This is a genomic window from Exiguobacterium sp. s168 (assembly GCF_018619035.1).
Taxonomy (GTDB): domain Bacteria; phylum Bacillota; class Bacilli; order Exiguobacteriales; family Exiguobacteriaceae; genus Exiguobacterium_A; species Exiguobacterium_A acetylicum.
Genome location: NZ_JACSNE010000026.1, coordinates 13,480 through 35,893 on the forward strand (window position 1 = coordinate 13,480; position 22,414 = coordinate 35,893).

Sequence of the window (22,414 nt, forward strand, 5' to 3'; positions counted from 1 at the left end):
CCAGTTCATGAAATGTTCACTGTTTCTTGTAAAGACCGAATGCAGCATTCAACTGACCACGAATCAAGTCAGAACGTTGTTGTTCCGTTACCTTGCGTTCTTTTTCTCGAATTTCGTGCGTGCGCCAGCCATCCTCGATTTTTTCCGCGACTTCGACGAGTCGCTCGACATCCGTAAACGAATATTTTCGTGTCTTTCCATTTGTCCGTTCTGGAAAGATTAACTTCCGTTCCTCATAGTAACGAATCTGACGTTCTGACAAGCCGGTCAATTCACAGACGATTCCGATCGACATCACCTTTTTCTCACGGTAGTTCATCTTCGTCACTCCTTTCCACAAAAATACCATGTTAGATTTTCTGACACAACACGTTTCTTCGAAAGTATTTCCGTCTAAAGTAAACACATACTTTAAATGGATAAAGGAGGAACGACAATGAAACTGGAACAACTCGCTATCTCAGTCGATACGTTTTATGTCTTATTCGCAGCACTACTAGTCTTTACGATGCAAATCGGATTCTTACTTCTAGAAACAGGGATGTTACGAGCGAAGAACGCGGGTCACGTCGCCGTCAAACAAATCATCAGCTTCTCAGTTGCCGCTCTCGCCTTTTGGGCAATCGGATTCGGATTGACGTTCGGTGATGGCAATTCCATCATCGGAACGGAAGGATTTTTATTACAAGGAGGATTCAGCAGTCTTGATTGGTCAAACATCACGATTGATGTGAAGTTCCTCTTCCAACTCTCATTCGTCGCTGTCTCCCTCGCGATCGCTTGGGGCGGATTCGCAGAACGTGCTAAATTATCCGTCTACCTGTTGTTCGGAACGTTTTTCGTTGCTATCATTTATCCGATCATCGCACGTTCCGTTTGGGCAGGTGGATTCCTTGGTTCGCTCGGGATGCAAGACTTTGCTGGGTCAACGGTCGTCCACTTACAAGGTGGGATCGCTGCACTTGTTGCTGCTTTACTGCTTAAGAAACGAATCGGTGCTGAAAAAACACCGTTACTCGGACACAACGTCATCTATTCTGTCGTCGGTGCCTTCATCCTCTGGTTATGTTGGTTCGGCTTCAACGCTGGTTCGACACTAACGATTGCAGATGGATTCTTTAGTTACGTTGCCTTGACGACGTTACTGGCGACTGCAGCAGGTGCCCTCGGTGCTCTTGCCATCTCATTCTGGCACCGTCGTGTCGCAGATATCCCGTCGATCATCAACGGTGTATTAGCTGCACTCGTTGCCATCACAGCAGCCTGTGCCTTCGTTGAACCGTGGGCAGCTGTCGTCATCGGCTTCCTCGCTGGTGTGATCACGTATGGGACGAGTATTCTTCTCGCTAGCCGTGTAGATGATCCACTATGTGCCTTCTCCGTTCATGGCGTCGCTGGTATCTGGGGTACACTCGCAACTGGATTCTTCGCTTCACCACGACTCGTTGAAATCACAGGAATCGGACAAGCTGGTCTCTTCTATGGTGGCGGTTTTACGCAACTCGGTGTTCAAGCACTTGGTGTCGTCTTTGCCGTCGTCATCGTCAGCGTCTTAAGTTACGCATTCTTAAAAGTTCTCGACCTTACGATTGGTCTTCGGATCACACGCGAAGATGAACTACGTGGACTTGACGTCGCAGAACATGGTCAAGCTTCTTACGATCTCCCTGCTCCTGTCAGCAAAGAATTACGTATGGTCGAAGAAGAAGATCTCTCAAACGAACGTGTCAATTAATGATTGATAACGAACAAGAGCCTACGCGATGGATTCATCGCGTAGGCTCTTTCTTGTTTATTATTTTCGAGCGTAGTATTCACCAATTACAAGCGCCAAGGCTGCACCACCAACGACATAGAGGGATCCACTTAAAAAGAATCCGAGTAGCGTCAAGACGATACATTGACTGATTGCTGCGAAACGAATGATTTTCCGTTTCGCCTGTACAGCATTTCCAAACGGTAATAGACGAGTCAATAGATGTTGGTCTACTGCCTTCGTGAACGGTGCTAACTGAAAGCTTGTCAGTCCTGCAAACGCAGGGATTGCAAGCGCAACGAACAACTCGTTGCCATTTGCTAACCACATGAACACAGCCCCGATTAATGTCAAACGAACAATCAATCCGATCCCGTCTCCACTCCGGATGAACTGTTTGACATACAAGTAATCGAATGTCGTTTGCGCTCGATGTGGAATCCGCTCGACCATGCTACTTAAGAGACGACGCCGTTTATACGTTGCTGTCAAATGGGGAACATCGACGAACCAATTCGCTAATCGATAAAATCGATCGCGCGATTCCTGCTCAAGTGCAATCCATTCGCGTAGAGGAAGATGGTCCTGACGCTTCAAATGGAGTACGACCATTAAGAGAATTGCGACGACGATCGTCATCCACGCCATATCGATGATGACGAGTAGCGCCGCTCCAAACGCATACAGTAACACCGTCCGATGTGCGATACCTTCAAGCTTTGATAAATTCGCAGCCGCTCCGAACAAAGCAAGCGCTGCTCCAAGTAAAACAAGTTCAAGTGGTGTCGTCTGTTCCGTTCGGACATAAAGGACAACGACTGCTAAAAACGGAATTATGACACGAATGATCCCAAAGACCGCATTGTACGCTCGTACTTGTTGCATGAAACTTGATAACTTCGCTAATACCGGTAATAGAAACACTTGATCCGCTTCGACGAGAAACGTCCGACTTGTCCGGTAGAGCGGTAAAATCAGAAATAAGGCTGCCATGAGATATCGACCAGGAAACGATGGATCGAGTTGATCGAGGAAACGACCGTAGACGACTAAACCGTACAAAATAACGAAGTAAACGGTGAATAACAGTCCGCCATTCGCCATGTACCTTGTATATTTCACGGTCTCCGTCATCGCCGCCTGATATCGTTCCTTCCATAAGGACTGGCTGTTCATCGTTCCGCCTCCTCGATCGCGGCAACGTAGAGATCATCCAGCGTTCCATCTTGCAGTCCATATCGGGCTCGTAAAGCAGCTGTCGTTCCTTCCGCTGCAATATGCCCCTCATGTAAGAGCACGAATCGATTACAGTGACGCTCGGCTGTCTCAAGGATATGCGTCGACATTAAAATCCCTTTACCGTCCTGCTTGAGTTCACTAAAAATCTGAAGTAATTCACGAATCGCGAGCGGATCTAATCCAACGAATGGTTCATCGACGATTAACAGCTCACTGCCTGTGACGAGTGCACATAAAATCATTGCTTTTTGCTTCATCCCTTTTGAGAAGACACTTGGAAACCATTCTAGTTGCTTCGTCATTCGGAGTCGTTCAGCGTAATGTTGCGCGCGTTCTGTCGCAATCGTCTCTTCGACGTCATATCCTTGCGCCATCAGACGAAGATGCTCACGTAACGTCAGTTGTTCATATAACATCGGCTGTTCCGGAATATACGCGACTTGACGACGATACTCGGTTTCATTCGTCGCTAAATCCAATCCATTGATTCGAACGGATCCCGTCTTGACTGGTAAAAGACCTAGTATGTGCTTGATTGTCGTCGATTTTCCGGCACCGTTCAAACCAATTAAACCAACAAGTTCCCCCTGATCGACTTCGATATTGATGTCATGCAGAACCGTTTTTGACCCGTATCCTCCTGACAAACCTTTAATGTCTAATAACATATTTGCCACTCCCTTTAGACTCATCGTAAAGTAGACTCGCTTCGTTTTTCTAGCGTAACGAGTAGTTTTTTAAAATATAATGTTTTAATACTTGTTTTTTCGGTAATTACTCTAAGTGTAATCGTTACATCAATATATGAAAACGATTTACATGCAAATCGAAAGTGAAATCGATGAATCGTTCATTTATTCTCTATCAAGTGGTCTAATCTTCTAGTCCTTTTTTTAATGAACGAACGATTTCAGATTTTTTCACTTTCACACGTGTTTATAACTGCCTGAAAACAGGTAAAACTAATATGTAGAGGAGTTGTTTAAAAATGGGATTCTTATGGGCATTAATCGTTGGTGGTCTCATCGGTTGGATTGCAAGTTTAATCATTGGGAAGGATGTACCGGGTGGCATCATCGGTAACATCATCGCTGGTTTCATCGGTTCGATGATTGGTCAAGCTATCTTTGGTTCAATGGGACCAACAGTTGGTGGATTTGCAGTCATTCCGGCTATTCTCGGAGCAGTCATCTTGATCTTCATCGTCTCACTTATTCTCCGGGCAGTACGCAAGTAATCATATATTTTAAATTGAAAAGGAGTGTTTTAAATGGGATTCTTATGGGCATTAATCGTTGGTGGTATTATTGGTTGGTTAGCAAGCTTGATTTTAGGTAAAGACGTACCGGGTGGTATCATCGGTAACATCATCGCTGGTTTTGTTGGTGCATTGATCGGTCAAGCATTATTCGGAAATTGGGGTCCAATGGTTGCTGGATTCGCAATCGTTCCTGCTTTACTCGGAGCTATCATTCTTATCCTTATCGTATCGTTCATTCTCCGTGCGGTGAATAAACGATAAACAAAAATCCCTCGGACATGAATGTCCGAGGATTTTTTTATGGTTTAGTCTTTTAATTGTAACCACATGCCGTCCTCTCGCTCGACGACCCGCTTTTCCGTCCGTAAATTCAGCCATTCGAACACACCCTCAAGAAAACTAGACGGATATTCCCAAATCGTACCGACTTGTTCTTGCTTCTTTCCTTCTGGTTTTCCAGCGATGGCTTCAAGTTCATCCGGAGTCTTATTCAATCGAATTAACAACTCTTCCACCTGCCCCGACTGATAGGTCACTTCATATCCATCGTATCGCGCTCGATTGGCAACCGTTGAATCAGGCGTTCCGAATGTATTCTCAAACGAATCACGCGAACGTCCAAGATAACTAGTCATCGTATCGATACTTTTTCCAGTCCGAGCTTTTACTTCCGTCTCAAGTAACGTTTTGATATCGACCGCATATTCGTTCGAAACGGTCGTATTGAACCGATCAGCCAATTTAAAGTCGGCTGTCGCGTTCGGTTCATCTCCGAGTTGTATAGTCTTTGATTCCTCGATGGTCTGTCCTGATTGTTCCGCGCTTACCTGAACATCATACTCTCCAGGAGAACGCTTGATTTCAAGGGATTTCTGATCAATCGTTCCGACTTCTTCTCCATCTAACGAAACCTTTGTTCCCGGTAGATCACTCGAAACGGTTAACCGCTGAGGATTCACATCAAGAGAGTACCGATCATACCAAAGCCATCCATCTTCTTCTTGTAACGAAAACAGATGTGTTTTCACTTGCTTACCTGCGTCTTGATCCTGTTTGACTTGTGCAATGACCCGGTCCGTCCGCTCTGCATCAGCCGTCAACCAACTAACGAGTCGCGTCGCTTCACTCATCGATAGTGACTTACCGCTCGTCGTGACTAGCTTTTGGAACCCACGCTGATCCTTTTCCTTTAATAAAACAGCAAGACGCTCGTCTGTTTTCTCCATTTTCGCCGCTTCTTGTATGTTACGCCCAAACCAAAAGGCAACTAATAAGAAAAGACCAACGACGATAACGCTACCGACGAGCAGACGCTTTTTTCGTTTTTTTTGAGCCGTTGAGGCTACTCGTGATGCCATGCAGTTCGCTCCTTCCCTTCAGTAGCTGTATGTTTCTAAGTGTATCGGGTTCAATTTGACTGTCAATCGTGCGGAAGTCGGAAACTTTCCGTATACTAATATTATCTTACCCAAAGGAGTGAACGTTCCATGCAAAAAGAGTCATGTATTTTCTGTAAAATTGCTCGCAAAGAAGTCCCTGGTCATATCGTATTTGAGAACGAACAAGTTCTCGCTTTCCTAGACTTGTCACAAGTGACAAAAGGACATACACTCGTCATCCCAAAACAACATGCCGATAATTTGTATGATCTCTCTCCTGAACAAGCACAAGACGTATTTGCGACGATCCCGCAAATCAGTCGTGCACTTCAACAAGAGACAGAGGCAGCTGGCATGAATCTCTTATCGAATACAGGAAAAGTAGCGGGTCAATCGGTCTCCCACTTCCACCTGCATCTCATTCCGCGTCACGATAAACAAGATGGTTTCGGCGCGAAATGGGAAGTTCATAATGACGATTACACGGCAGAGGAATTGGCTGAACTCGCTAACTCGATCGCTTCACGCATCTAAGTCTGTTCTTTTTCTTCTATTCTTAGAAAAATATTGCCGAAATAGGTTTCTTTCATTCGATTTTCGGTAAAATAATATGAAACAAATATTTTAATATTAAAAAGGAGGTTCAATATGTCGAAGCGTCCCGCCCGTAACTGGGTCGCTTTTGGTGCTACGCTAACACTTGTGACTTTTTACGGTCTGAAGGCGCTTCGCCAAGGTACGAAAAGCGACTCTTCGAACGGTCATCAACGTCGAAATTCTTATTCTACAATCGTAACGAATGTGCAGGATTTGACCCAGGAGGGCAAGAACTTAGTAGAGACAGCAAAAGCGTCTGGTATGCACTTCAAAGAAGAAGTCATGCAGAGCGTCTCGGAATACCAAACGGAAGTCCAAGCATCGCTCACGAAGATCCAGTCTCTCGCTGATGAAGCGAAACAGGAAGCAGACCAGCTTTCTCCACAAAAGTAAGATCCGTTGCTTCGATTTGTTTTTGTATAGTTTGCATTTTGCGCGTTTGAGCCATTGTCACCTTTCGAAAGGATGAGTCAGATATGGAACACGAAAAGTTATATCCTGGACAAGAGGCTTTATTGTATAGCCACAAGATTGTCCAGTTAAGCAAAGCACTATGGAAAACGGTAGAAAAAGATTGGCAAAATTGGATCAAGCCCTTTGATCTGAACATCAATGAACATCATATCTTGTGGATTTCGCACGCGCTAGGTGGCGCCTCAATTTCAGAAATCGCGAAGTATGGTGTCATGCACGTCTCAACGGCATTTAACTTCTCGAAGAAGTTAGAAGACCGCGGACTGTTGACGTTCTCAAAAAAGGAAACAGATAAACGAAATACCTACGTCCAGTTGACACCAGAGGGCGAATCACTCTTACTTGAGACGATTCAAGCGTTCCGCCCTGAAGAAAACGGTGTCTTCCGTGCATCACTTCCTCTTCAGGAACTGTACGGGAAGTTCCCGGAATTAACGGACATTTCTGCGATCGTACGTCGCTTGTATGGCGACAGTTTCATGGACATATTCGCTGAGACATCGAAGATGATCACAGAAGAAGCAGATCGTCGCCCTCAAGATCCAGTCATGGACTCAATCAAAAAAGCATAACCTTACCAAAAGCGTTTTAGCCTCTAGCTAGAATGCTTTTTCTTAGATCTTTTTTCCTCATGACAAGGACATTACTACTATGTCTCAAGAGCGTTATTTCCCTCACAATTTCCCATAAAAATTATCCTCAACCAACTACTTGGATGTGATAGCATGGAAAAGAGCAAGTATCTCTTGGCATGACAAGATACAGCTGTCAACCAGACGAGAATATGATATGATAAAACGGTTGAAATAAATGGTAAATTAGGGGTGTATGTATGAAAAAGAAATTGTTAGGCGCAGCAGCAGTCGCAAGTGTATTTACGTTAGCAGCATGTGGATCAAATGACGAAGCCGTCATCAATTACAAAGGTGGCGAAGTCAACAAGGCTGACGTCCAAGAAGAAGCATACGAAAAAGCTGGTGCTCAAATCGCCTTCCAGCAAACGATGAACAAATTGCTCGAGAAGAAATACGGCAAGGAAGTCACGGATAAAGAAGTCGAAGCAGAAGTCAAAAAGACAAAAGACCAGTTCCCGGATAAAGAGCAGTTCAGTACGACATTGAAATCTGCTGGAATCAAGAACGAAAAAGAATTCGAGAAAGTTCTTCGCACACAAATGCTCTTAACGGAAGCAAAATCTGCAAAATCAAAAGTAACAGATAAAGAAATCCAAGAGCGTTTCGACCAAGAAAAAGTCGAAGTTAAAGCAAGCCATATCCTCGTCGCGAAAGAGTCAGAAGCAAAAGACATCAAAAAGCAATTGGATGACGGCGCGGACTTCGCGAAACTTGCAAAAGAGAAATCAACAGATACAGGTAGCGGCACAAAAGGTGGAGACCTCGGATACTTCACAAAAGGTAAGATGGTCCAGGAATTCGAAGATTATGCGTTCAAGGATGGCGTTGAAGGTAAAATCTCCGATCCAATTAAAACACAGTTCGGTTACCACATCATTAAAGTAGTCGATCGTAAAGAAAAGAAAGACTTTACACTTGATAAAGAAAAATCACGCATCAAAAAAGCACTTGCTGAAGAAAAAGCAGCACAAGTCAACCCGAACGATATCTACCGTTCACTCATGAAAGAATACGATGTCAAAATCGAAAACAAAGACTTCAAGGATGCTTTTGATTTAGATAAACAAGAACAACAACAAATGCAACAACAAATGATGCAACAACAACAGCAGTAATCAAAAAAGGAAGCCGCGAAGGCTTCCTTTTTTCATATCTTGAATAGTTAACGAACCGTCCGAATCGGAGCTCGTTCGTATTGTTTCGGCAAGGCGACCGTATCCCCAAGTTCGGCTGCCGCATGATAGACCCAGTACGGTTGGCGAAGTAGTTCACGTGCGAGCAGGACGATATCTGCTCGACCGTTACGGACGATTTCCTCTGCATGAGCAGCTGTCGTAATCAATCCAACCGCGCCTGTTGCAATACCCGCCTCTCGCTTCAACTCTTCTGCGTAGCTCACTTGATAGCCCGGATACACTTCAGGTACGGCATTAGCGACGACAGCACCAGAACTACAATCGAGTAAATCGATGTTACGTGCTGCTAGTTCCTTCGCAAGTGGAATATAATCCGTTGCTGTCATTCCCCCCGTTGCATGATCGGCTGCTGAAATCCGGACCCAAATCGAGAGCTTCGAGACTTCCTGAATCCCATCAATGATCTCTAGCAACAAGCGCATCCGATTTTCAATCGATCCACCGTATTGGTCCTCACGAACGTTTGATAACGGAGAGAGGAACGTATTCAATAAATAACCATGAGCTCCATGAATTTCAATGAAATCATATCCTGCTCGTTCTGCTCGTAATGCTGCATCGATGAACTGTTGTTTGATCGTCGCGATTTCCTCAAGCGTTAATGCGCGTGGATCCGTATACGTATCATCAAACGGTAAAGCGCTCGGTGCGACGGGTGGTTCTGCCGTCGTGCTTTTGCGCCCGGCATGGGCCAGTTGAATGCCTGCTTTTGCACCCGCTGCTTTGACTTGGTCGGCAATCCGTTGTAAGCCTTCAATATGCGCATCTGACCAAATTCCAAGGTCACCGGCTGAAATGCGACCGTCTGGCGTGACGGCACTCGCCTCTAAGATGACACCACCGACACCACCCATTGCACGTGTTGCATAGTGTGTGACATGCCAATCTGTCACTAGTCCATCTTCTTTTGCACTGTACATGCACATCGGCGCCATGATGACCCGATTTCGGAATGTCAACGTTCCGAGTTGAACCGTATCAAACAACTTCGTCTTCATCTTTCTTCCCCCTTATAGCTTCGGACGGTAAAAAGCACGATTATCCAGTGCAAATGATCGTTCCGAGAACTGTCCTGGCTCGACATATTCCAGAAGGCGATCCATCATCGTCATCCGTGCATCAAGGTTATCGATCAAGAACAAAACTTCTGCTTCTCGCATCTGTGGTGCGACGGCAGAACCCCATTCTGGTCGTCCGTGATGACTTAAGACGAGATGTTGCAAGACCGTCAGTACTTCTGCGTCAATTTGTAATTCTGCTCCGACTTTTTCAAGTTCCGCTACCATCATCGTAATATGACCGACGAGTTTACCAGGCAACGTATATTCCGGTGCAACCGGATCGGATAACTCCTTGATTTTCGCATAATCGTGTAGAATGATGCCACTGATTAGCACGTCACGGTTTAACGTCGGATAGAGTTGAGCGATTTGATCCGCTAAACGCAACATCGAAAGGACGTGGTACGACAGCCCCGAGTAAAAGGCATGATGGTTCTTGACCGCTGCCGGGTGCGTGAAGTAGGCGTCAAATCGTGAAGTAATCAAATGTTTAACGAGCTTTTTCATGTCACTGTTTTGAATCGATTCTACGAACGCGAGGACTTCCGTCTCGATCTGCTCTCGCGGAATTGGTGCCGATTGAACATAATCCTCGACATTCATCTCTTCTAGTACTGTGATTTGTTTAAGCTTCAGCTGTGTCCGTCCTCGATAGTCCATGACTTCTCCAGCAGCATGGACGATCGACTTCGGCGCATATTTTTCAAGATCACTCGTATCCCACATCTTCGTCTCGATTTCGCCTGTCTTGTCCGTCAAGATGAGCGTTAAATACGGTTTCCCGTTTGCCGCAATTCCTTTGACCGCCTGCTTGATCATCGCTCGTTGATCGAGCGTTTCTCCAACTGCTAACTTACCGATTCCTTTCATACTTGAAACACGTCCTTTATCTGTAAAATAGGTGTCTTTTTTATATTCCATTGACTACACTTAAGGCATATACTATTTCATTCTACTATATGGGAGTCATGAACATGGAACTGGAACCTCAATTTAATTGGTCCCGCTATCTCGATTTAGCTGACTATGAACAAACATTTCCGGCGGCTACCGTCGACCAATCCGAAATGGACTGGCTCACGCAGCTACGATCAAAAGATATGAACTTTACCCGCTCGGAAAAAGGGGTTCTTTATGGTGCTGTCGTCACCTGGCAAAATCCTGTCGACAAAAGTGACCGTCGCTCGATTTGTTTTTATGTGACGAAAGAAAAACTGATCACGATCGGATTGTCGGAATCGATCGTGACACTCGTTGCCCCCTACTCGCCCGCGCATCCGTTCGCTGCTTTTTATACGATTCTTGCTTTACAGCTGAACACATATTTTGCCGGTATCGATCAGTTTGAGACGGAACTGTTCTCAAGACAAGATGAACTGCGTGGCAGCATTAGTGAAAATTCGCTTGATAGCATCTTCGCGCTACGCGACACGATCGAGAACTGGTCCGATTTGATCGTTCCGTTTCAAGAGCTCGTCATGGCTGGTGAAGAATCATTTCTCGACGAGGACGCGTATCTCGAGGATCTCTCGTTGAAGCTAGCTACGAAACGTGTTCGCCGTCTGTTAATGCTCATCGAACATTATCAAAAAGACATTGAGGTCCTGCTCGACTTATCGACGACCGTCTCGAACTTCCGTGGAAACGAAATCATGAAGGCGTTAACGATCTTTACTGCCGTCGCGACACCAACGATGGCCCTCGGTGCAATTTGGGGGATGAACTTTAAAATCATGCCGGAATTAGAATGGAAATACGGTTACGCCCTATCCCTAGGTCTAATCTTTCTCTCGACCGGTGGCATCTTCTACTGGATGCGCTGGCGTGGATGGTTGGGCGCTCTTGTTCGGATGCCAAAGAACAGTCGACCAAAAAAATAGATATCGGAACATAAGTTCGTTATACTAATTGTATCATATCTACTGAAAGGAGACGCTTGTACGATGGAACGAAAAATCATTCATATTGATATGGACGCCTTTTACGCTTCCGTCGAGCAACGCGATCGTCCTCGATTAAAAGGTGTTCCCGTCGTCGTCGGTGGACCGCCTCATGCACGCGGTGTCGTAGCGACCTGTTCCTATGAAGCACGGAAATACGGCATCCATAGCGCGATGCCGTCAAGACGTGCCTTCCAGCTTTGCCCTCGTGCCGTCTTCATTCGTCCTCGCTTTGACGTCTACCGGGCTGTCAGTGCGCAAATCATGGCACTTTTTCGAGAAGTGACACCGCTCGTCGAGCCCCTCTCACTGGATGAGGCGTACCTCGACGTCACCGAAAATTACTTTGATCAAAAAAGTGCGACCTATATTGCGCAATATGTTCTACAACAAATTAAAGAACGGACAGGTCTGACTGCCTCTGCTGGTGTTTCTAACTCTAAACTCGTCGCGAAGGTCGCTTCCGGATACGAGAAACCGAACGGATTGACGGTCGTTCCTCCAGAGGACGTCCTGAGTTTCTTATCTCCATTAAAAATTGGAGACTTACATGGCGTCGGAAAAGTCACGGAACAAGCGTTACGCAAACAAGGGATAGAAACCGTCGCAGATGTTCAAGCAATGCCGGTCGAACAATTACGAGCATTGCTTGGACGCGATCGGGGAACGGAACTACATGCGATGGCGCATGGGATCGACGAGCGTCCGGTTCGTCCGGAACGCGAGCGAAAATCAATCGGTTCTGAGACGACCTTCGAAGAAGATACGGAGGATATCGATACGATATTTGAGACGTTGATTCGAGAATCAAAATCCGTCATTGCGAGTCTTCAAAAAAAAGAACTCGTTTGCCGAACGATCACGATCAAGTGGAAGACTGATACATTCCAGTCACGTTCGAAACGGCATACATTTTCAGAAGAGACGGCGGACGAAGAACGATTACTTGAGGAAACAACGAAACTCTTCAATGGCATCACCTTCGACGGACCAATCCGCTTGATTGGTATGACGGTCAGTCACCTTACTACTCCTCCTGCTGCGAGACAACTGACGTGGCAAGACTTAGACTTGCGCTTGTAAAATGAATAGCGATTCATTATACTGAATACAAGACCGATCAGACAAGGGAGGAACAAATATGCAGTATACGATGACAGTCTTTTCAGATCGTGGTGAAACGTTACTCGATGACGTTTTTGAAGCAGAAACAGATGGACAGGCACGAGAAGAAGGGATTCGACGTCTCAATGAGAGTGGATACGCCCATCATGCAGCTCGCGTCACACGTTCAGGTCGTTTGATTCATTTCGAGCGCGCTTACTTGCCACGGATCGTCCCTGCTTCATCTTGAGCCATACAAAAAAGGAAGACGTGCCATTATGGCCGTCTTCCTTTTTGATTACTTATTGGACGTCGTCTTGTTGCTCCATCATTGGCGCGTAGAGTTCTTCTAACGGCTTCATGATGATTTGTGTGACTTCCGTCAACATCGTGTGCATCCGTTGCTCTTCTTGCATCAGCTGACTGATTAATGGGTTGTTTTGTACTTCAAGCATCTTAGTTTGGGCAGACGCCATATCGTCTGGTGTGATTTCTTCACCTTGCATCTGTTTTTGTTGTAATTCAAGTTGGATGTTACGGAACGATGCGAACAATTCGTTTGATTCCGGATCCGCATTCACTTGCGTGTACAAATCTTTTAATGTCGTGTACTCCGAAGTTTCACGTAATGCACGCTCCAGAGTGTACGCGTGATCGTATAAGTTTGTTTCTGCCATGAGTAAAACCTCCAATTTGTTTAGACGAGATAAAGCCCCGCCTGTATCAATCCAATTAAACCACCTAACAACCCTCCAAGCCAAGTGATAGCCCGGAATTCTCGCTTAGAAATCGATAAGACGATTTCCTCGAGATACGCAGTATCCAGCAAACCGACCTCTTCTCGAACGATCGTTTCGAGATCGAGCGTTTGTAGAATTTGTCCGATTTGATTCGTCGTCCGTTCGAATAGATGATCGATGACAACAGGGACATGTTGCTCGAGCAATTGTGACTCGAGTGGATTCAACCAGACGCGTAATGGTGTAGCAAGCATCGATTCAATCGGTAAACGCGCCAAGACTTGTTCTTTGACGGTCTGTCGAATCCGTGACTCCGTCTCTTCCGTCATATAGGATGAGAGTGGACGATCCAGTCCCTTTTGCCATTCCTGACGTAATAAGGCAAGGATGAACTGAGACGTCGACTCTGATTGAAGTACCCGTTTCAGCTCCGGCTGAATCATATCAACGACGTTGACGTTCGCGAGCAACATCCCGAACATCCCACCTCCGAGACGCTGTTGGATGAAGCGAGCAACCGTTTCCTCAAGTTGTAAACGTCCTTCTGGTCCATCAAAATATTCCTCTGCTTGGTGTAATACGGATGTGATGAGTCTTGGCATGACTTCCTCGATTTTTTGTTCTCCGGCTTCCCCGATCAACTCGCGCACAGACTGCTCACGCCATTTGCCCATGAGGAGCGAAAACTCCTGCTCCAAGTGATAACTGATTTTCCCTTGGATCCGTTGTTTTGGTTCGTCGATGAATCGACCGATCCACGCTTCCGTCGTCTCTTCCGAGCGCGTCCATTTCATGACTTCTTGTTCGACGAGCCGCGTGACGGCTCCACGAACAGCTGGTGATGCGAGACGTTTCCCGATTCCTTCTGGCGTCAAGAGATGCTTGACGACCGTCCGTCCGAGATTCGCTGCCAGTTCATCCCGCCGTTTAGGAATCAGACCAGGTGTAAATGGTACGCGAAATTTTCCGATGTATTTCGGTTCAAGTGGTCGAAATAACATCCGAATCGCTAAATGATTCGTGACTGCCCCAATCAGGGCCCCAATGACAATGATTCCGACAAGTTTCAATACGAGTAAAAACGTATCTGACATAAGTTATCATTCCTTCCGATTTTCGACTTATGGTAAAGTCGAGATAGTTATGTACGATTTAGGAGTGATGCCGTGTGTTACGACAACTGATGACTGTATTCAATGACCAGCTTACGACCGATCCGAATGTTTATTGCCAGGAACAGTATAGCGTATATCGCCTTGAAGATGGACTTTGTTTTGGAATCAAGGCGACTGCCATCTCTGACCGTGAACAACAACTGCTTGATGTATTCGCTGAACGCATCATCACGACGTCACGGTCTGATATCGATCTATGGCGAGAGCGTATCCAATCTGCTCATGCCTTGGAAGATCAGTCGTTCCGACTTGTCCATTTTTTGTTCAATCCAACCGATGAACGGACAAGTGAAGAAATTCAACAATTGCTCTCCTCTTTCTTTTCGCAGACGAGCATCCTTATTCCTTTTAGCGCACATCGCTTCACGGTCGTTGAACGCGAAGAGTTTGTCATCGAGTCAGAACTATCCGATTTATTTTTAGCATTACAATCTGATTTTGTACTCGACGGTAAGGTATTGCTTGGTCAACAACGTGCTGCAGGTGATATCGCCGTTCAGTTCCAACTTGAACAAGCAGCGCTTGCTTTCGTTCCTTCGATGCACATCGAACGTTTCTTGCCTGCCATGCTCCGCCTTGCAAGTCTAGATGACCGGCATCGCGCGACACTCGTCGATCAGTTCATCCGTTCCCTCGAGCCAGAGTCTCGTGAGACGATCCTTGCTTTTTGTCGAGCTAATTTGAACGTCTCCCTGACAGCAAAACATCTATTCTTACATCGAAACAGCCTCCAGTATCGACTCGACCGGTTGACGGAGCAGACTGGAATCGATGTTCGCTCATTTGAAGGCGCTACTTTTCTCTATACCTTACTTCTTGTAGCATGATGCCTAATTGAAAACGTTTGCATTTAGTCAGGTTGTCCATAGTCAGACTCCCTGACTTCTTTTATACTAAATCTTGTAAGCGTTATTATTTCATCATTTACATTAGGGGGAACTACACATGGCTGAAATTCGTCTTGAACATATCGATAAAATCTACTCAGGTGATGCAAAAGCGGTTGATGACTTCAACCTTCACATTAAAGATAAAGAATTCATCGTCTTCGTCGGACCATCAGGTTGCGGGAAATCAACGACACTTCGGATGATCGCTGGACTTGAAGAAATCTCAGGTGGGGATTTCATCATCGATGGCAAACGCATGAACGATGTAGCACCAAAAGATCGCGATATCGCGATGGTCTTCCAAAACTATGCATTGTATCCGCATATGAACGTCTTCGATAACATGGCATTCGGATTAAAGCTTCGGAAGTTCCCTAAAGATGAAATCAAGCAACGCGTTGATAACGCAGCTCGTATCCTTGGTCTTGAAGAATACCTCGAGCGGAAACCAAAAGCACTCTCTGGTGGTCAGCGCCAACGGGTAGCGATTGGTCGCGCCATCGTTCGTGATGCTAAAGTCTTCTTGATGGATGAGCCGCTCTCGAACTTAGATGCTAAATTGCGTGTACAAATGCGTAAGGAAATCATTCAGTTACACAAACGTCTTGAGACGACGACAATTTACGTCACGCACGATCAGACGGAAGCAATGACGCTTGCGACACGGATCGTCATCATGAAAGCGGGAATCATTCAACAAGTCGGTACGCCGAAAGAAGTCTATGATCACCCGGATAACATGTTCGTCGCTGGATTCATCGGTTCACCATCGATGAACTTCTTGACAGGTAAATTAGCGGAAGACGGTCTCTTCCATGTTTCAGGAACAGAAGAGAAATTCGAAGTACCAGAAGGAAAAATGAAAGTTCTCCGCGACCGTGGTTACACGAACAAGGATCTTGTCCTCGGAATTCGTCCAGAGGATATCCATGCGGAATTGATTTACCAAGACACGAAAACAGCACACCGCTTCCCAGCACATATCGAAGTATCTGAATTGATGGGTGCAGAGTCTTACCTCTACTCAAAAGTCGGACAACAAGCGTTCACGGCACGTGTTGATTCACGTTCACACGTCGAGATGGGATCGCAGCTTGATCTCTTCTTCGATATGACAAAAGCACACTTCTTCGATGCTTCAACAGAAGCAACGATCCGTTAATCGCATCATCGATCAGTTACGATGTTTCAGACTGTCCTATTAAGGGCAGTCTTTTTTATTGACAGACGTTCCTGTAACTTTGTATGATACTGCTTGTAGCTTAAAATTAATCCTATTCGAAAACTAGGAATTGAAATCATTTATTTATAAAGGAGAGAGCGCTATGAAACACGGTTTGAAATTAGCTGTAGCAGCATTATCGACAGCGGGGGTGCTTGCAGCATGCGGCGCTTCGAACGACAACGCAGGTTCTGATAAAGAGTCAAAAGTCATTACAGTCGGTACAGAAGCAACGTACCCACCTTTCACGTATAAAGAAAAAGGAAAATTGACAGGTTATGACGTAGACGTCATGAACGAAGTCGCAAAACGCGCCGGCTATAAAGTCGATTACAAAGCGATGGACTTCAAAGGACTCATCCCAGCACTTGATTCAAAACGGATCGATGTCATCGCGAACCAAATGGGAATCACGCCTGAGCGCCAAGAAAAATACGCTTTCTCTGATGCGTATACGGTCTCTGGTTCAACAATCATCGTCAACAATAAAACGAACGACATCAAAACACTCGACGACTTAAAAGGAAAGACAGTCGGTTCGACACAAGGTTCACTCTATGCCAAAACAGCTGAAGAAGCTGGCGCGAAAGTGAAATACTACAAAGGTGCGAACCAAGTCTTGAAAGATCTTGAAGCAGGTCGTGTTGATGCTGCCATGAACGATCGTCTCTTCGTCTTGACGGAGCTGAAGAAAGCAGGCTACAAAGTTAAAGCGGTCGGTGAAACGTTCGACAAGAACGAATCAGGCTTCATGATGGCGAAAAACAGCAAGTATACAGAAGACTTCAATAAAGCACTCGCTGAGATGCAAGAAGACGGCACTCTTGCAAAAATCGGTGAGAAGTACTTCAACGAGGATATCAGTAAGTGAGTGAATTACTGACGATCGTCCGGGATAACTCGGACGTCTACGCAAAGGCGATTGGTACGACCCTTCTTGCAAGTGGTCTCGCCATCGTCTTTGCGCTTATTCTTGGGTTGATTCTTGCCGTCATGCGTGATAGCCGTCTTGCCGTCTTTAGCGGTTTTGCACGTTTATATGTCTCGTTCTTCCGAGGAACACCATTACTGCTACAAATCCTGATTTTATACAATGGTCTCGTTGTCCTTCAGTTGACTGGATTCCAAGCCCTCGCCTTCGGCTTATCGCTTCACTTTTCTGCGTATATCTCAGAATCGTTCCGCGCTGCCATCTCCTCTGTCGATCGTGGACAATGGGAAGCAGCTGACTCGCTCGGTATTCCGCGTCGTAAGACATTCAAGGATGTCATCTTACCGCAAGCGCTATCTCGAGCGATTCCACCGCTTTCGAACTCTGTCATCGATATCATCAAATCGACATCACTCGGTACGATCGTTGCTGTTGAAGAATTGACGTATGTCTCTGACCAGATTTCAGCGACAACTTACCTCGTCATGCCGTTACTCTTGTTCTCGGCTGCGATTTACTGGATCATGTCGACAATCATTCAAAGTGTTCAACATCGCTTAGAAGCACGCTTCAGTATTCCAGAATGATTTTTCCCACACTTGGAACCGTATGGATTTCAAGTGTGTTTTTTTAGATTTTTTTAGGTTTAGCACTAGGCAATCCGGGAATAATCAAGTATACTAATAAAAATCAGAATTATCTGACAACTTACAAAGGAGCGTGGCCGAGATGAAACAAGTAATTGAAGCTTTCCGTAGACAAGATGCAGAGCAGCGAATTCCAGTGCTACGTCTCGAAATCGATTATGAGCTCAGTACGCTCTTCGATGCGATTCAAGCCAATGACCAAGCTGCCGTTTCAGCAAGTAAAGATCGTCTAGATAAATACCGTCAGGAGATGCTTCGTTTAGAAGCTTAACCTCATAGATCCCCCATCTCTCCTCCCCCTTGAGATGGGGCTTTTTTTTGTCTACTTTTTGACGTACATTCTATGTGTAAGCGAAAGAGAGGATTGCTTCCGAATGATATATTGGAAACGATCCTCTCACTTTATTTCGCTAACGGACAACGTGCGCATTGAGCGTCTATCTCAAAACCAATTAATCGACGTCACGACCACGTGATGCCTTCAAAATCTCAAACCATTGCTCGCGTGTCAACGATACTTTCGTCGAACGAACCGCAGATTCAATGCGTTCAATCTTACCAGAACCAACGATTGGCATGATACGTGCTGGATGTTTGAGCAACCATGCATATGCGACCTCATCGATTTCTTCTGCCCCGATCGTCTCTGCGATCTCAGCTAATTTTTCGCGTAACGGTGCATATTGCTCGTCCTTGAAGAGACGCCCCCCCGCAAGCGGACTCCATGCCATCAACGGCATCTCATTTTCATGACAGAGATCAACGGATCCATCCTCGAAATGTTTCAATTCTGATACCGACAACTCGAGTTGGTTCGTCACGAGCATGAATGGTAAGCGAGACTGAATGAGACTTTGTTGGGCAGGTGTATGGTTCGAGAGACCGAATGTCCGTACCTTTCCTGCGTCCTTCAACTCTACGAACGCTTCAGCAATCTCGTTCGGGTCCATCAACGGATCTGGACGGTGAATCAACAACGTATCCACGTACTCGACACCGAGTTCTTGAAGAGAACGGTTGACTTGTTTGATGATGTGCTCTTTCGTCGTATCGTAGAATGATAAGGACTGATCCGAGAAATGATCCCCTTTCATCTTGATGCCCGTCTTCGTAACGATCTCCATCCGGTCACGTAACTCCGGTTTTAAAGCAAGAGCTTCTCCGAATAAGCGTTCATTCGTATAATCGCCATAGATATCCGCGTGATCAAACGTCGTAATCCCTAAAGCAAGGCATGCTTCGATCAATTCGAGACGCTCTTCTTTCGTCATCTCCCATTCATTCAATCGCCATAAGCCATGAATGATGCGTGAGAATGATAAATCTTCTGTTAGTTGAATCCGTTCCATCTGTCTTCCAACTCCTCTGTCGTATAAACTCTATCTCGTTTACTGTACCTCAAAATGGAACCGGTTGCACGAATTTCACTTTTCAATGCTCTCAGACAAAAAACAGGACCCCGTCGATGACGTGATCCTGCATGGGACTTATTGAATTTGTTCGACTTCTTGCATGACTTCATCTTCGATCTGCTGACGTTTGCGTGTCGTCTCAGCAGCATCTGGTGACGTGACGCTGAAGTAGAATTTGATTTTTGGTTCCGTGCCCGATGGACGAAGGCAGAACCACGATCCATCGCTGAGCGTAAACTTCAGAACGTTGGATTTTGGCAGGTTGATCGGTGAAGGTTGATGCGTCTTCAAATCGTGGGCGATGCTCGCATCATAGTCCTCGAACAAGACGACCTGTTCTCCCGCCACTTGTTTTGGCGGATTCTCACGGAACGTATCCATGATACGACCAATCTGTGCCACGCCATCCTTCCCTTTGAGCGTCAGAGAGCGGAGTGACTCTTCAAAGTACCCGAACTGCTCGTAAATCGCCTGTAATGCCTCATAGAGCGTCCGTCCTTCTTTCTTGTGGTACGCAGCCATCTCAGCAGCTAATAAGCACGCTTGGACGGCATCCTTGTCGCGGCAGAAGTCACCGATGAGGTAACCATAGCTCTCCTCATAGCCAAAGAGATACTCGTATTGACCCGATGCGTTATATTGTTTGATTTTCTCACCAATGAACTTAAATCCTGTCAATGTATTCTCGACATGAAGATCATAGTGACGCGCAATCAATGCCCCCAGTTCTGACGTAACGATCGTCTTCGCGACGAATCCGTTCGCTGGAAGTGTTCCCTGCGCCGCTTTTTGCGAAAGGATGTAGTCGAGCAATAAAGCGCCCGTCTGATTCCCTGTCAGGACTGTCCATTCTCCGTCTGCATCACGTGTCGCGACTCCGACACGGTCAGCATCGGGATCCGTCGCAATCAAGATGTCGGCATCTGCCCGGTCACCATATTCGATTGCCAGTTTAAAGGCAGCATGTTCTTCCGGGTTCGGTGACGTCACGGTCGGGAATGCACCGTCTGGCTCTGCTTGCTCCTTGACGACTGTCACGTGTTCGAAACCGTAACGTTTCAAGCCTTCTGTTACCGGCACAAGACCTGTTCCATGAAGTGGTGTGAAGACGATTTTAAGCGGATCCGCTAATTCCGATTGAATCGAAGGTAAGACACGAATCGTTTGTAATTTGTCTTGGTACGCTTCGTCGAGTTCTTCTCCGACACGGACGATCAATCCGTTCGCACGAAGGACTTCTTCTTTCTCAAGTTCAATCGACAGCTCATCTTCGATTTGGCTGACGTATGAAACGAGTTCATCCGCCTCTTTTGGCGGAAGTTGTCCACCGTCATCCCCATATACTTTGTAGCCATTGTACTCTGGTGGGTTGTGACTCGCCGTGATGACGATCCCCCCCGCTGCTTGTAAAGACCGAACTGCAAACGAAAGTTCTGGTGTCGGACGTAGACCGTCGAACAGATACGCTTTGATGCCGTTACTTGCGAGCGTCCGTGCCGCCTCCAGCGCAAATTCTGGTGAGAAATGGCGTGAATCGTGTGCGATGACGATTCCTTTTGCTGCCGCTTCTTCCCCCGACGCCTTAATGAATGCCGCGAACCCTTGTGATGCTTTTCGGACCGTATATACGTTCATCCGGTTCGTCCCGACACCGATTTCCCCACGCATACCACCTGTTCCGAACTCGAGTTCTTTATAGAATGCTTCTTCGGCTGCTTTTTCATCCGTTGCTAGCGTGACTAATTCTTCTTTTAATGTACTGTCTAAATCAGCGAACTGATCCCATTTTTGATAGGTTTCTTTCCATGACATGGTAAATCGACTCCTTTTTTAAATGAGGGTAAGACTTGCGATGATGCGATACCTTTCATATGATTAACACTAGAAAGGGTAAGGTGATGAGGCATGTTTCCTACGATTCAAATGGCAGATCTTCAACAGCTCGTCCGAACGGATCAGATTCGCTGGTTTGACTGCCGATATGACTTGCAACAACCTGAATATGGACGAAATGTTTTCTTGGAACAACACGTCGAAGGTGCACAGCACTTGAATTTAACGACTGAACTTTCCGGTCCAATCGATGAGGTCGGCGGTCGGCATCCGCTTCCTTCAAAAGAAGCGTGGCAACACACACTCGAACAGCATGGTGTGACACCAGAAGACTTCGTCGTCTTGTATGACGATGGCTTTCCGTATGCCGCTCGTGCGTGGTGGTTATTTAAATGGATCGGGCATGAGCGTGTCGTCGTCCTTGAGGGCGGATTCTCCTCTTACCTAGCGTTCGATCTTCCGGTCACGGAAGACGTTCCTACTTATGAACCTTCTCAGTACGCGCCTCGTTTTCAAGATGAGATGCTTGTCTCGTTCGAAGAACTGAAGGATCAGCTGACAGAAACGATGGTCATTGATTCCCGTGCGCCCGATCGATACCGTGGAGAAATCGAACCACTCGATCACGTCGCCGGTCACATTCCAGGTGCCGTGAATTGCTTCTTTGAACAAGCGCTCTCACCAGAGGGTCGCTTACGGGACGCAGAAGATTTGAAAGAATTGTACGCCGACATCCTACCAGTCACAGCACCTATCCTCTATTGTGGAAGTGGTGTGACAGCGTGTGTCAATGTCATCGCTCTCCATTCACTTGGGAAAACTGATGTCCGACTTTACGCCGGCTCTTATAGTGATTGGGTCAGCCGTGGTGAAGATGTCTCCCGTTCGTAAGCATCAGACACTGACAGAAACATCTGTCGGT

At 46.2% G+C, this 22,414-nt stretch carries 25 protein-coding genes and 1 pseudogene; 16 read left to right on the forward strand and 10 right to left on the reverse strand.

What is annotated here, in order from left to right:
- Window positions 1-16: 16 nt before the first annotated feature.
- Window positions 17-319 (reverse strand): MerR family transcriptional regulator, encoded by a 303-nt coding sequence (locus tag KNQ15_RS13450; protein ID WP_023467353.1) that lies wholly within the window; start codon window positions 317-319, stop codon window positions 17-19.
- 117 nt (window positions 320-436) lie between these two features.
- On the opposite strand from KNQ15_RS13450, the gene KNQ15_RS13455 reads away from it, so the two are divergent.
- Window positions 437-1,735, forward strand: a complete 1,299-nt coding sequence (locus tag KNQ15_RS13455) for an ammonium transporter (protein ID WP_029340940.1) — start codon at window positions 437-439, stop codon at window positions 1,733-1,735.
- 60 nt (window positions 1,736-1,795) lie between these two features.
- Here the strand turns inward: KNQ15_RS13455 and KNQ15_RS13460 are convergent, their stop codons facing one another.
- Entirely contained in the window at window positions 1,796-2,932 is a 1,137-nt protein-coding gene (locus tag KNQ15_RS13460; RefSeq protein WP_214729776.1) for an ABC transporter permease, read from the reverse strand.
- Window positions 2,929-3,663, reverse strand: a complete 735-nt coding sequence (locus tag KNQ15_RS13465) for an ABC transporter ATP-binding protein (RefSeq protein WP_029340938.1) — start codon at window positions 3,661-3,663, stop codon at window positions 2,929-2,931. Before KNQ15_RS13465 ends, KNQ15_RS13460 begins: the two co-directional genes overlap by 4 nt.
- A gap of 320 nt (window positions 3,664-3,983) precedes the next feature.
- Here KNQ15_RS13465 and KNQ15_RS13470 point away from each other — a divergent pair, with 320 nt between their 5' ends.
- Together KNQ15_RS13470 and KNQ15_RS13475 are read left to right on the forward strand one after the other, a co-directional pair.
- Complete coding sequence (locus KNQ15_RS13470; RefSeq protein ID WP_069940353.1) at window positions 3,984-4,232, forward strand: GlsB/YeaQ/YmgE family stress response membrane protein; 249 nt, start codon at window positions 3,984-3,986, stop codon at window positions 4,230-4,232.
- 33 nt (window positions 4,233-4,265) lie between these two features.
- Entirely contained in the window at window positions 4,266-4,517 is a 252-nt protein-coding gene (locus KNQ15_RS13475) for a GlsB/YeaQ/YmgE family stress response membrane protein (protein ID WP_023467348.1), read from the forward strand.
- Window positions 4,518-4,561: 44 nt separating this feature from the next.
- Here the strand turns inward: KNQ15_RS13475 and KNQ15_RS13480 are convergent, their stop codons facing one another.
- Window positions 4,562-5,614 carry a TcaA second domain-containing protein gene (locus tag KNQ15_RS13480; RefSeq protein ID WP_214729777.1) on the reverse strand — a complete coding sequence of 351 codons (1,053 nt, stop codon included), beginning with the start codon at window positions 5,612-5,614 and terminating at the stop codon, window positions 4,562-4,564.
- Window positions 5,615-5,740: 126 nt separating this feature from the next.
- On the opposite strand from KNQ15_RS13480, the pseudogene KNQ15_RS13485 reads away from it, so the two are divergent.
- From KNQ15_RS13485 to KNQ15_RS13500, 4 genes and pseudogenes are all read left to right on the forward strand, one after another.
- Window positions 5,741-6,169: pseudogene (locus KNQ15_RS13485) on the forward strand (HIT family protein); the annotation flags it as partial.
- Between the two features lie 114 nt (window positions 6,170-6,283).
- A complete protein-coding gene (locus KNQ15_RS13490) occupies window positions 6,284-6,625 on the forward strand; it encodes a hypothetical protein (RefSeq protein WP_023467345.1) in 342 nt (113 codons plus the stop codon).
- An 83-nt stretch (window positions 6,626-6,708) separates the two neighbouring features.
- Window positions 6,709-7,278 (forward strand): HTH-type transcriptional regulator Hpr, encoded by a 570-nt coding sequence (locus KNQ15_RS13495; RefSeq protein ID WP_023467344.1) that lies wholly within the window; start codon window positions 6,709-6,711, stop codon window positions 7,276-7,278.
- A 260-nt stretch (window positions 7,279-7,538) separates the two neighbouring features.
- Window positions 7,539-8,456: a peptidylprolyl isomerase gene (locus KNQ15_RS13500; protein WP_029340934.1), complete on the forward strand. Its 918-nt coding sequence runs from the start codon at window positions 7,539-7,541 to the stop codon at window positions 8,454-8,456.
- 47 nt (window positions 8,457-8,503) lie between these two features.
- Here the strand turns inward: KNQ15_RS13500 and namA are convergent, their stop codons facing one another.
- Window positions 8,504-9,535, reverse strand: coding sequence for an NADPH dehydrogenase NamA (namA, locus tag KNQ15_RS13505; RefSeq protein ID WP_214729778.1), 1,032 nt, complete (start codon window positions 9,533-9,535; stop codon window positions 8,504-8,506).
- Between the two features lie 12 nt (window positions 9,536-9,547).
- Entirely contained in the window at window positions 9,548-10,468 is a 921-nt protein-coding gene (locus KNQ15_RS13510) for an HD domain-containing protein (RefSeq protein ID WP_214729779.1), read from the reverse strand.
- 104 nt (window positions 10,469-10,572) lie between these two features.
- Here KNQ15_RS13510 and KNQ15_RS13515 point away from each other — a divergent pair, with 104 nt between their 5' ends.
- The 3 genes from KNQ15_RS13515 (at window position 10,573) to KNQ15_RS13525 (ending at window position 12,892) form a co-directional block, all read left to right on the forward strand.
- A complete protein-coding gene (locus KNQ15_RS13515) occupies window positions 10,573-11,478 on the forward strand; it encodes a magnesium transporter CorA family protein (protein WP_214729780.1) in 906 nt (301 codons plus the stop codon).
- 63 nt (window positions 11,479-11,541) lie between these two features.
- On the forward strand, window positions 11,542-12,621 hold the full coding sequence (gene dinB, locus KNQ15_RS13520; protein ID WP_029340930.1) for a DNA polymerase IV: 1,080 nt from the start codon (window positions 11,542-11,544) through the stop codon (window positions 12,619-12,621).
- 58 nt (window positions 12,622-12,679) lie between these two features.
- On the forward strand, window positions 12,680-12,892 hold the full coding sequence (locus KNQ15_RS13525; protein WP_029340929.1) for a YhzD family protein: 213 nt from the start codon (window positions 12,680-12,682) through the stop codon (window positions 12,890-12,892).
- A gap of 52 nt (window positions 12,893-12,944) precedes the next feature.
- Here KNQ15_RS13525 and KNQ15_RS13530 read toward each other — a convergent pair whose 3' ends face one another.
- Complete coding sequence (locus KNQ15_RS13530; RefSeq protein WP_023467337.1) at window positions 12,945-13,319, reverse strand: YlbF/YmcA family competence regulator; 375 nt, start codon at window positions 13,317-13,319, stop codon at window positions 12,945-12,947.
- Between the two features lie 20 nt (window positions 13,320-13,339).
- Window positions 13,340-14,476 (reverse strand): DUF445 domain-containing protein, encoded by a 1,137-nt coding sequence (locus KNQ15_RS13535; RefSeq protein ID WP_029340928.1) that lies wholly within the window; start codon window positions 14,474-14,476, stop codon window positions 13,340-13,342.
- A 74-nt stretch (window positions 14,477-14,550) separates the two neighbouring features.
- Between KNQ15_RS13535 and KNQ15_RS13540 the strand changes: the two genes are divergently transcribed.
- From KNQ15_RS13540 to KNQ15_RS13560, 5 genes are all read left to right on the forward strand, one after another.
- Complete coding sequence (locus tag KNQ15_RS13540) at window positions 14,551-15,384, forward strand: PucR family transcriptional regulator (RefSeq protein WP_047396220.1); 834 nt, start codon at window positions 14,551-14,553, stop codon at window positions 15,382-15,384.
- A gap of 118 nt (window positions 15,385-15,502) precedes the next feature.
- Window positions 15,503-16,609, forward strand: coding sequence for an ABC transporter ATP-binding protein (locus KNQ15_RS13545; protein ID WP_035409428.1), 1,107 nt, complete (start codon window positions 15,503-15,505; stop codon window positions 16,607-16,609).
- A 163-nt stretch (window positions 16,610-16,772) separates the two neighbouring features.
- A complete protein-coding gene (locus KNQ15_RS13550) occupies window positions 16,773-17,540 on the forward strand; it encodes a transporter substrate-binding domain-containing protein (protein WP_047396216.1) in 768 nt (255 codons plus the stop codon).
- Complete coding sequence (locus tag KNQ15_RS13555; protein ID WP_029340925.1) at window positions 17,537-18,187, forward strand: amino acid ABC transporter permease; 651 nt, start codon at window positions 17,537-17,539, stop codon at window positions 18,185-18,187. Before KNQ15_RS13550 ends, KNQ15_RS13555 begins: the two co-directional genes overlap by 4 nt.
- Before the next feature lie 142 nt (window positions 18,188-18,329).
- Complete coding sequence (locus KNQ15_RS13560) at window positions 18,330-18,518, forward strand: hypothetical protein (protein WP_029340924.1); 189 nt, start codon at window positions 18,330-18,332, stop codon at window positions 18,516-18,518.
- A gap of 181 nt (window positions 18,519-18,699) precedes the next feature.
- Here the strand turns inward: KNQ15_RS13560 and KNQ15_RS13565 are convergent, their stop codons facing one another.
- Window positions 18,700-19,596 carry an aldo/keto reductase gene (locus KNQ15_RS13565; protein WP_029340923.1) on the reverse strand — a complete coding sequence of 299 codons (897 nt, stop codon included), beginning with the start codon at window positions 19,594-19,596 and terminating at the stop codon, window positions 18,700-18,702.
- A gap of 138 nt (window positions 19,597-19,734) precedes the next feature.
- The gene (locus KNQ15_RS13570; protein ID WP_069940352.1) at window positions 19,735-21,471 is read right to left on the reverse strand and encodes a phospho-sugar mutase; all 1,737 of its coding nucleotides are present in this window, start codon (window positions 21,469-21,471) and stop codon (window positions 19,735-19,737) included.
- 93 nt (window positions 21,472-21,564) lie between these two features.
- On the opposite strand from KNQ15_RS13570, the gene KNQ15_RS13575 reads away from it, so the two are divergent.
- The gene (locus KNQ15_RS13575) at window positions 21,565-22,383 is read left to right on the forward strand and encodes a sulfurtransferase (RefSeq protein WP_214729781.1); all 819 of its coding nucleotides are present in this window, start codon (window positions 21,565-21,567) and stop codon (window positions 22,381-22,383) included.
- Window positions 22,384-22,414 lie beyond the last annotated feature (31 nt).

Coding starts and splice junctions, on each gene's coding strand:
- KNQ15_RS13535 (WP_029340928.1), bottom strand. CDS start 14,476: ATGTCAGATACGTTTTTACTCGTATTGAAACTTGTCGGAATCATTGTC.
- KNQ15_RS13455 (WP_029340940.1), top strand. CDS start 437: ATGAAACTGGAACAACTCGCTATCTCAGTCGATACGTTTTATGTCTTA.
- KNQ15_RS13530 (WP_023467337.1), bottom strand. CDS start 13,319: ATGGCAGAAACAAACTTATACGATCACGCGTACACTCTGGAGCGTGCA.
- KNQ15_RS13515 (WP_214729780.1), top strand. CDS start 10,573: ATGGAACTGGAACCTCAATTTAATTGGTCCCGCTATCTCGATTTAGCT.
- namA (WP_214729778.1), bottom strand. CDS start 9,535: ATGAAGACGAAGTTGTTTGATACGGTTCAACTCGGAACGTTGACATTC.
- KNQ15_RS13460 (WP_214729776.1), bottom strand. CDS start 2,932: ATGAACAGCCAGTCCTTATGGAAGGAACGATATCAGGCGGCGATGACG.
- KNQ15_RS13560 (WP_029340924.1), top strand. CDS start 18,330: ATGAAACAAGTAATTGAAGCTTTCCGTAGACAAGATGCAGAGCAGCGA.
- KNQ15_RS13510 (WP_214729779.1), bottom strand. CDS start 10,468: ATGAAAGGAATCGGTAAGTTAGCAGTTGGAGAAACGCTCGATCAACGA.
- KNQ15_RS13565 (WP_029340923.1), bottom strand. CDS start 19,596: ATGGAACGGATTCAACTAACAGAAGATTTATCATTCTCACGCATCATT.
- KNQ15_RS13480 (WP_214729777.1), bottom strand. CDS start 5,614: ATGGCATCACGAGTAGCCTCAACGGCTCAAAAAAAACGAAAAAAGCGT.
- KNQ15_RS13500 (WP_029340934.1), top strand. CDS start 7,539: ATGAAAAAGAAATTGTTAGGCGCAGCAGCAGTCGCAAGTGTATTTACG.
- KNQ15_RS13475 (WP_023467348.1), top strand. CDS start 4,266: ATGGGATTCTTATGGGCATTAATCGTTGGTGGTATTATTGGTTGGTTA.
- KNQ15_RS13550 (WP_047396216.1), top strand. CDS start 16,773: ATGAAACACGGTTTGAAATTAGCTGTAGCAGCATTATCGACAGCGGGG.
- KNQ15_RS13490 (WP_023467345.1), top strand. CDS start 6,284: ATGTCGAAGCGTCCCGCCCGTAACTGGGTCGCTTTTGGTGCTACGCTA.
- KNQ15_RS13470 (WP_069940353.1), top strand. CDS start 3,984: ATGGGATTCTTATGGGCATTAATCGTTGGTGGTCTCATCGGTTGGATT.
- KNQ15_RS13465 (WP_029340938.1), bottom strand. CDS start 3,663: ATGTTATTAGACATTAAAGGTTTGTCAGGAGGATACGGGTCAAAAACG.
- KNQ15_RS13545 (WP_035409428.1), top strand. CDS start 15,503: ATGGCTGAAATTCGTCTTGAACATATCGATAAAATCTACTCAGGTGAT.
- KNQ15_RS13570 (WP_069940352.1), bottom strand. CDS start 21,471: ATGTCATGGAAAGAAACCTATCAAAAATGGGATCAGTTCGCTGATTTA.
- KNQ15_RS13575 (WP_214729781.1), top strand. CDS start 21,565: ATGTTTCCTACGATTCAAATGGCAGATCTTCAACAGCTCGTCCGAACG.
- KNQ15_RS13495 (WP_023467344.1), top strand. CDS start 6,709: ATGGAACACGAAAAGTTATATCCTGGACAAGAGGCTTTATTGTATAGC.
- KNQ15_RS13450 (WP_023467353.1), bottom strand. CDS start 319: ATGAACTACCGTGAGAAAAAGGTGATGTCGATCGGAATCGTCTGTGAA.
- KNQ15_RS13525 (WP_029340929.1), top strand. CDS start 12,680: ATGCAGTATACGATGACAGTCTTTTCAGATCGTGGTGAAACGTTACTC.
- dinB (WP_029340930.1), top strand. CDS start 11,542: ATGGAACGAAAAATCATTCATATTGATATGGACGCCTTTTACGCTTCC.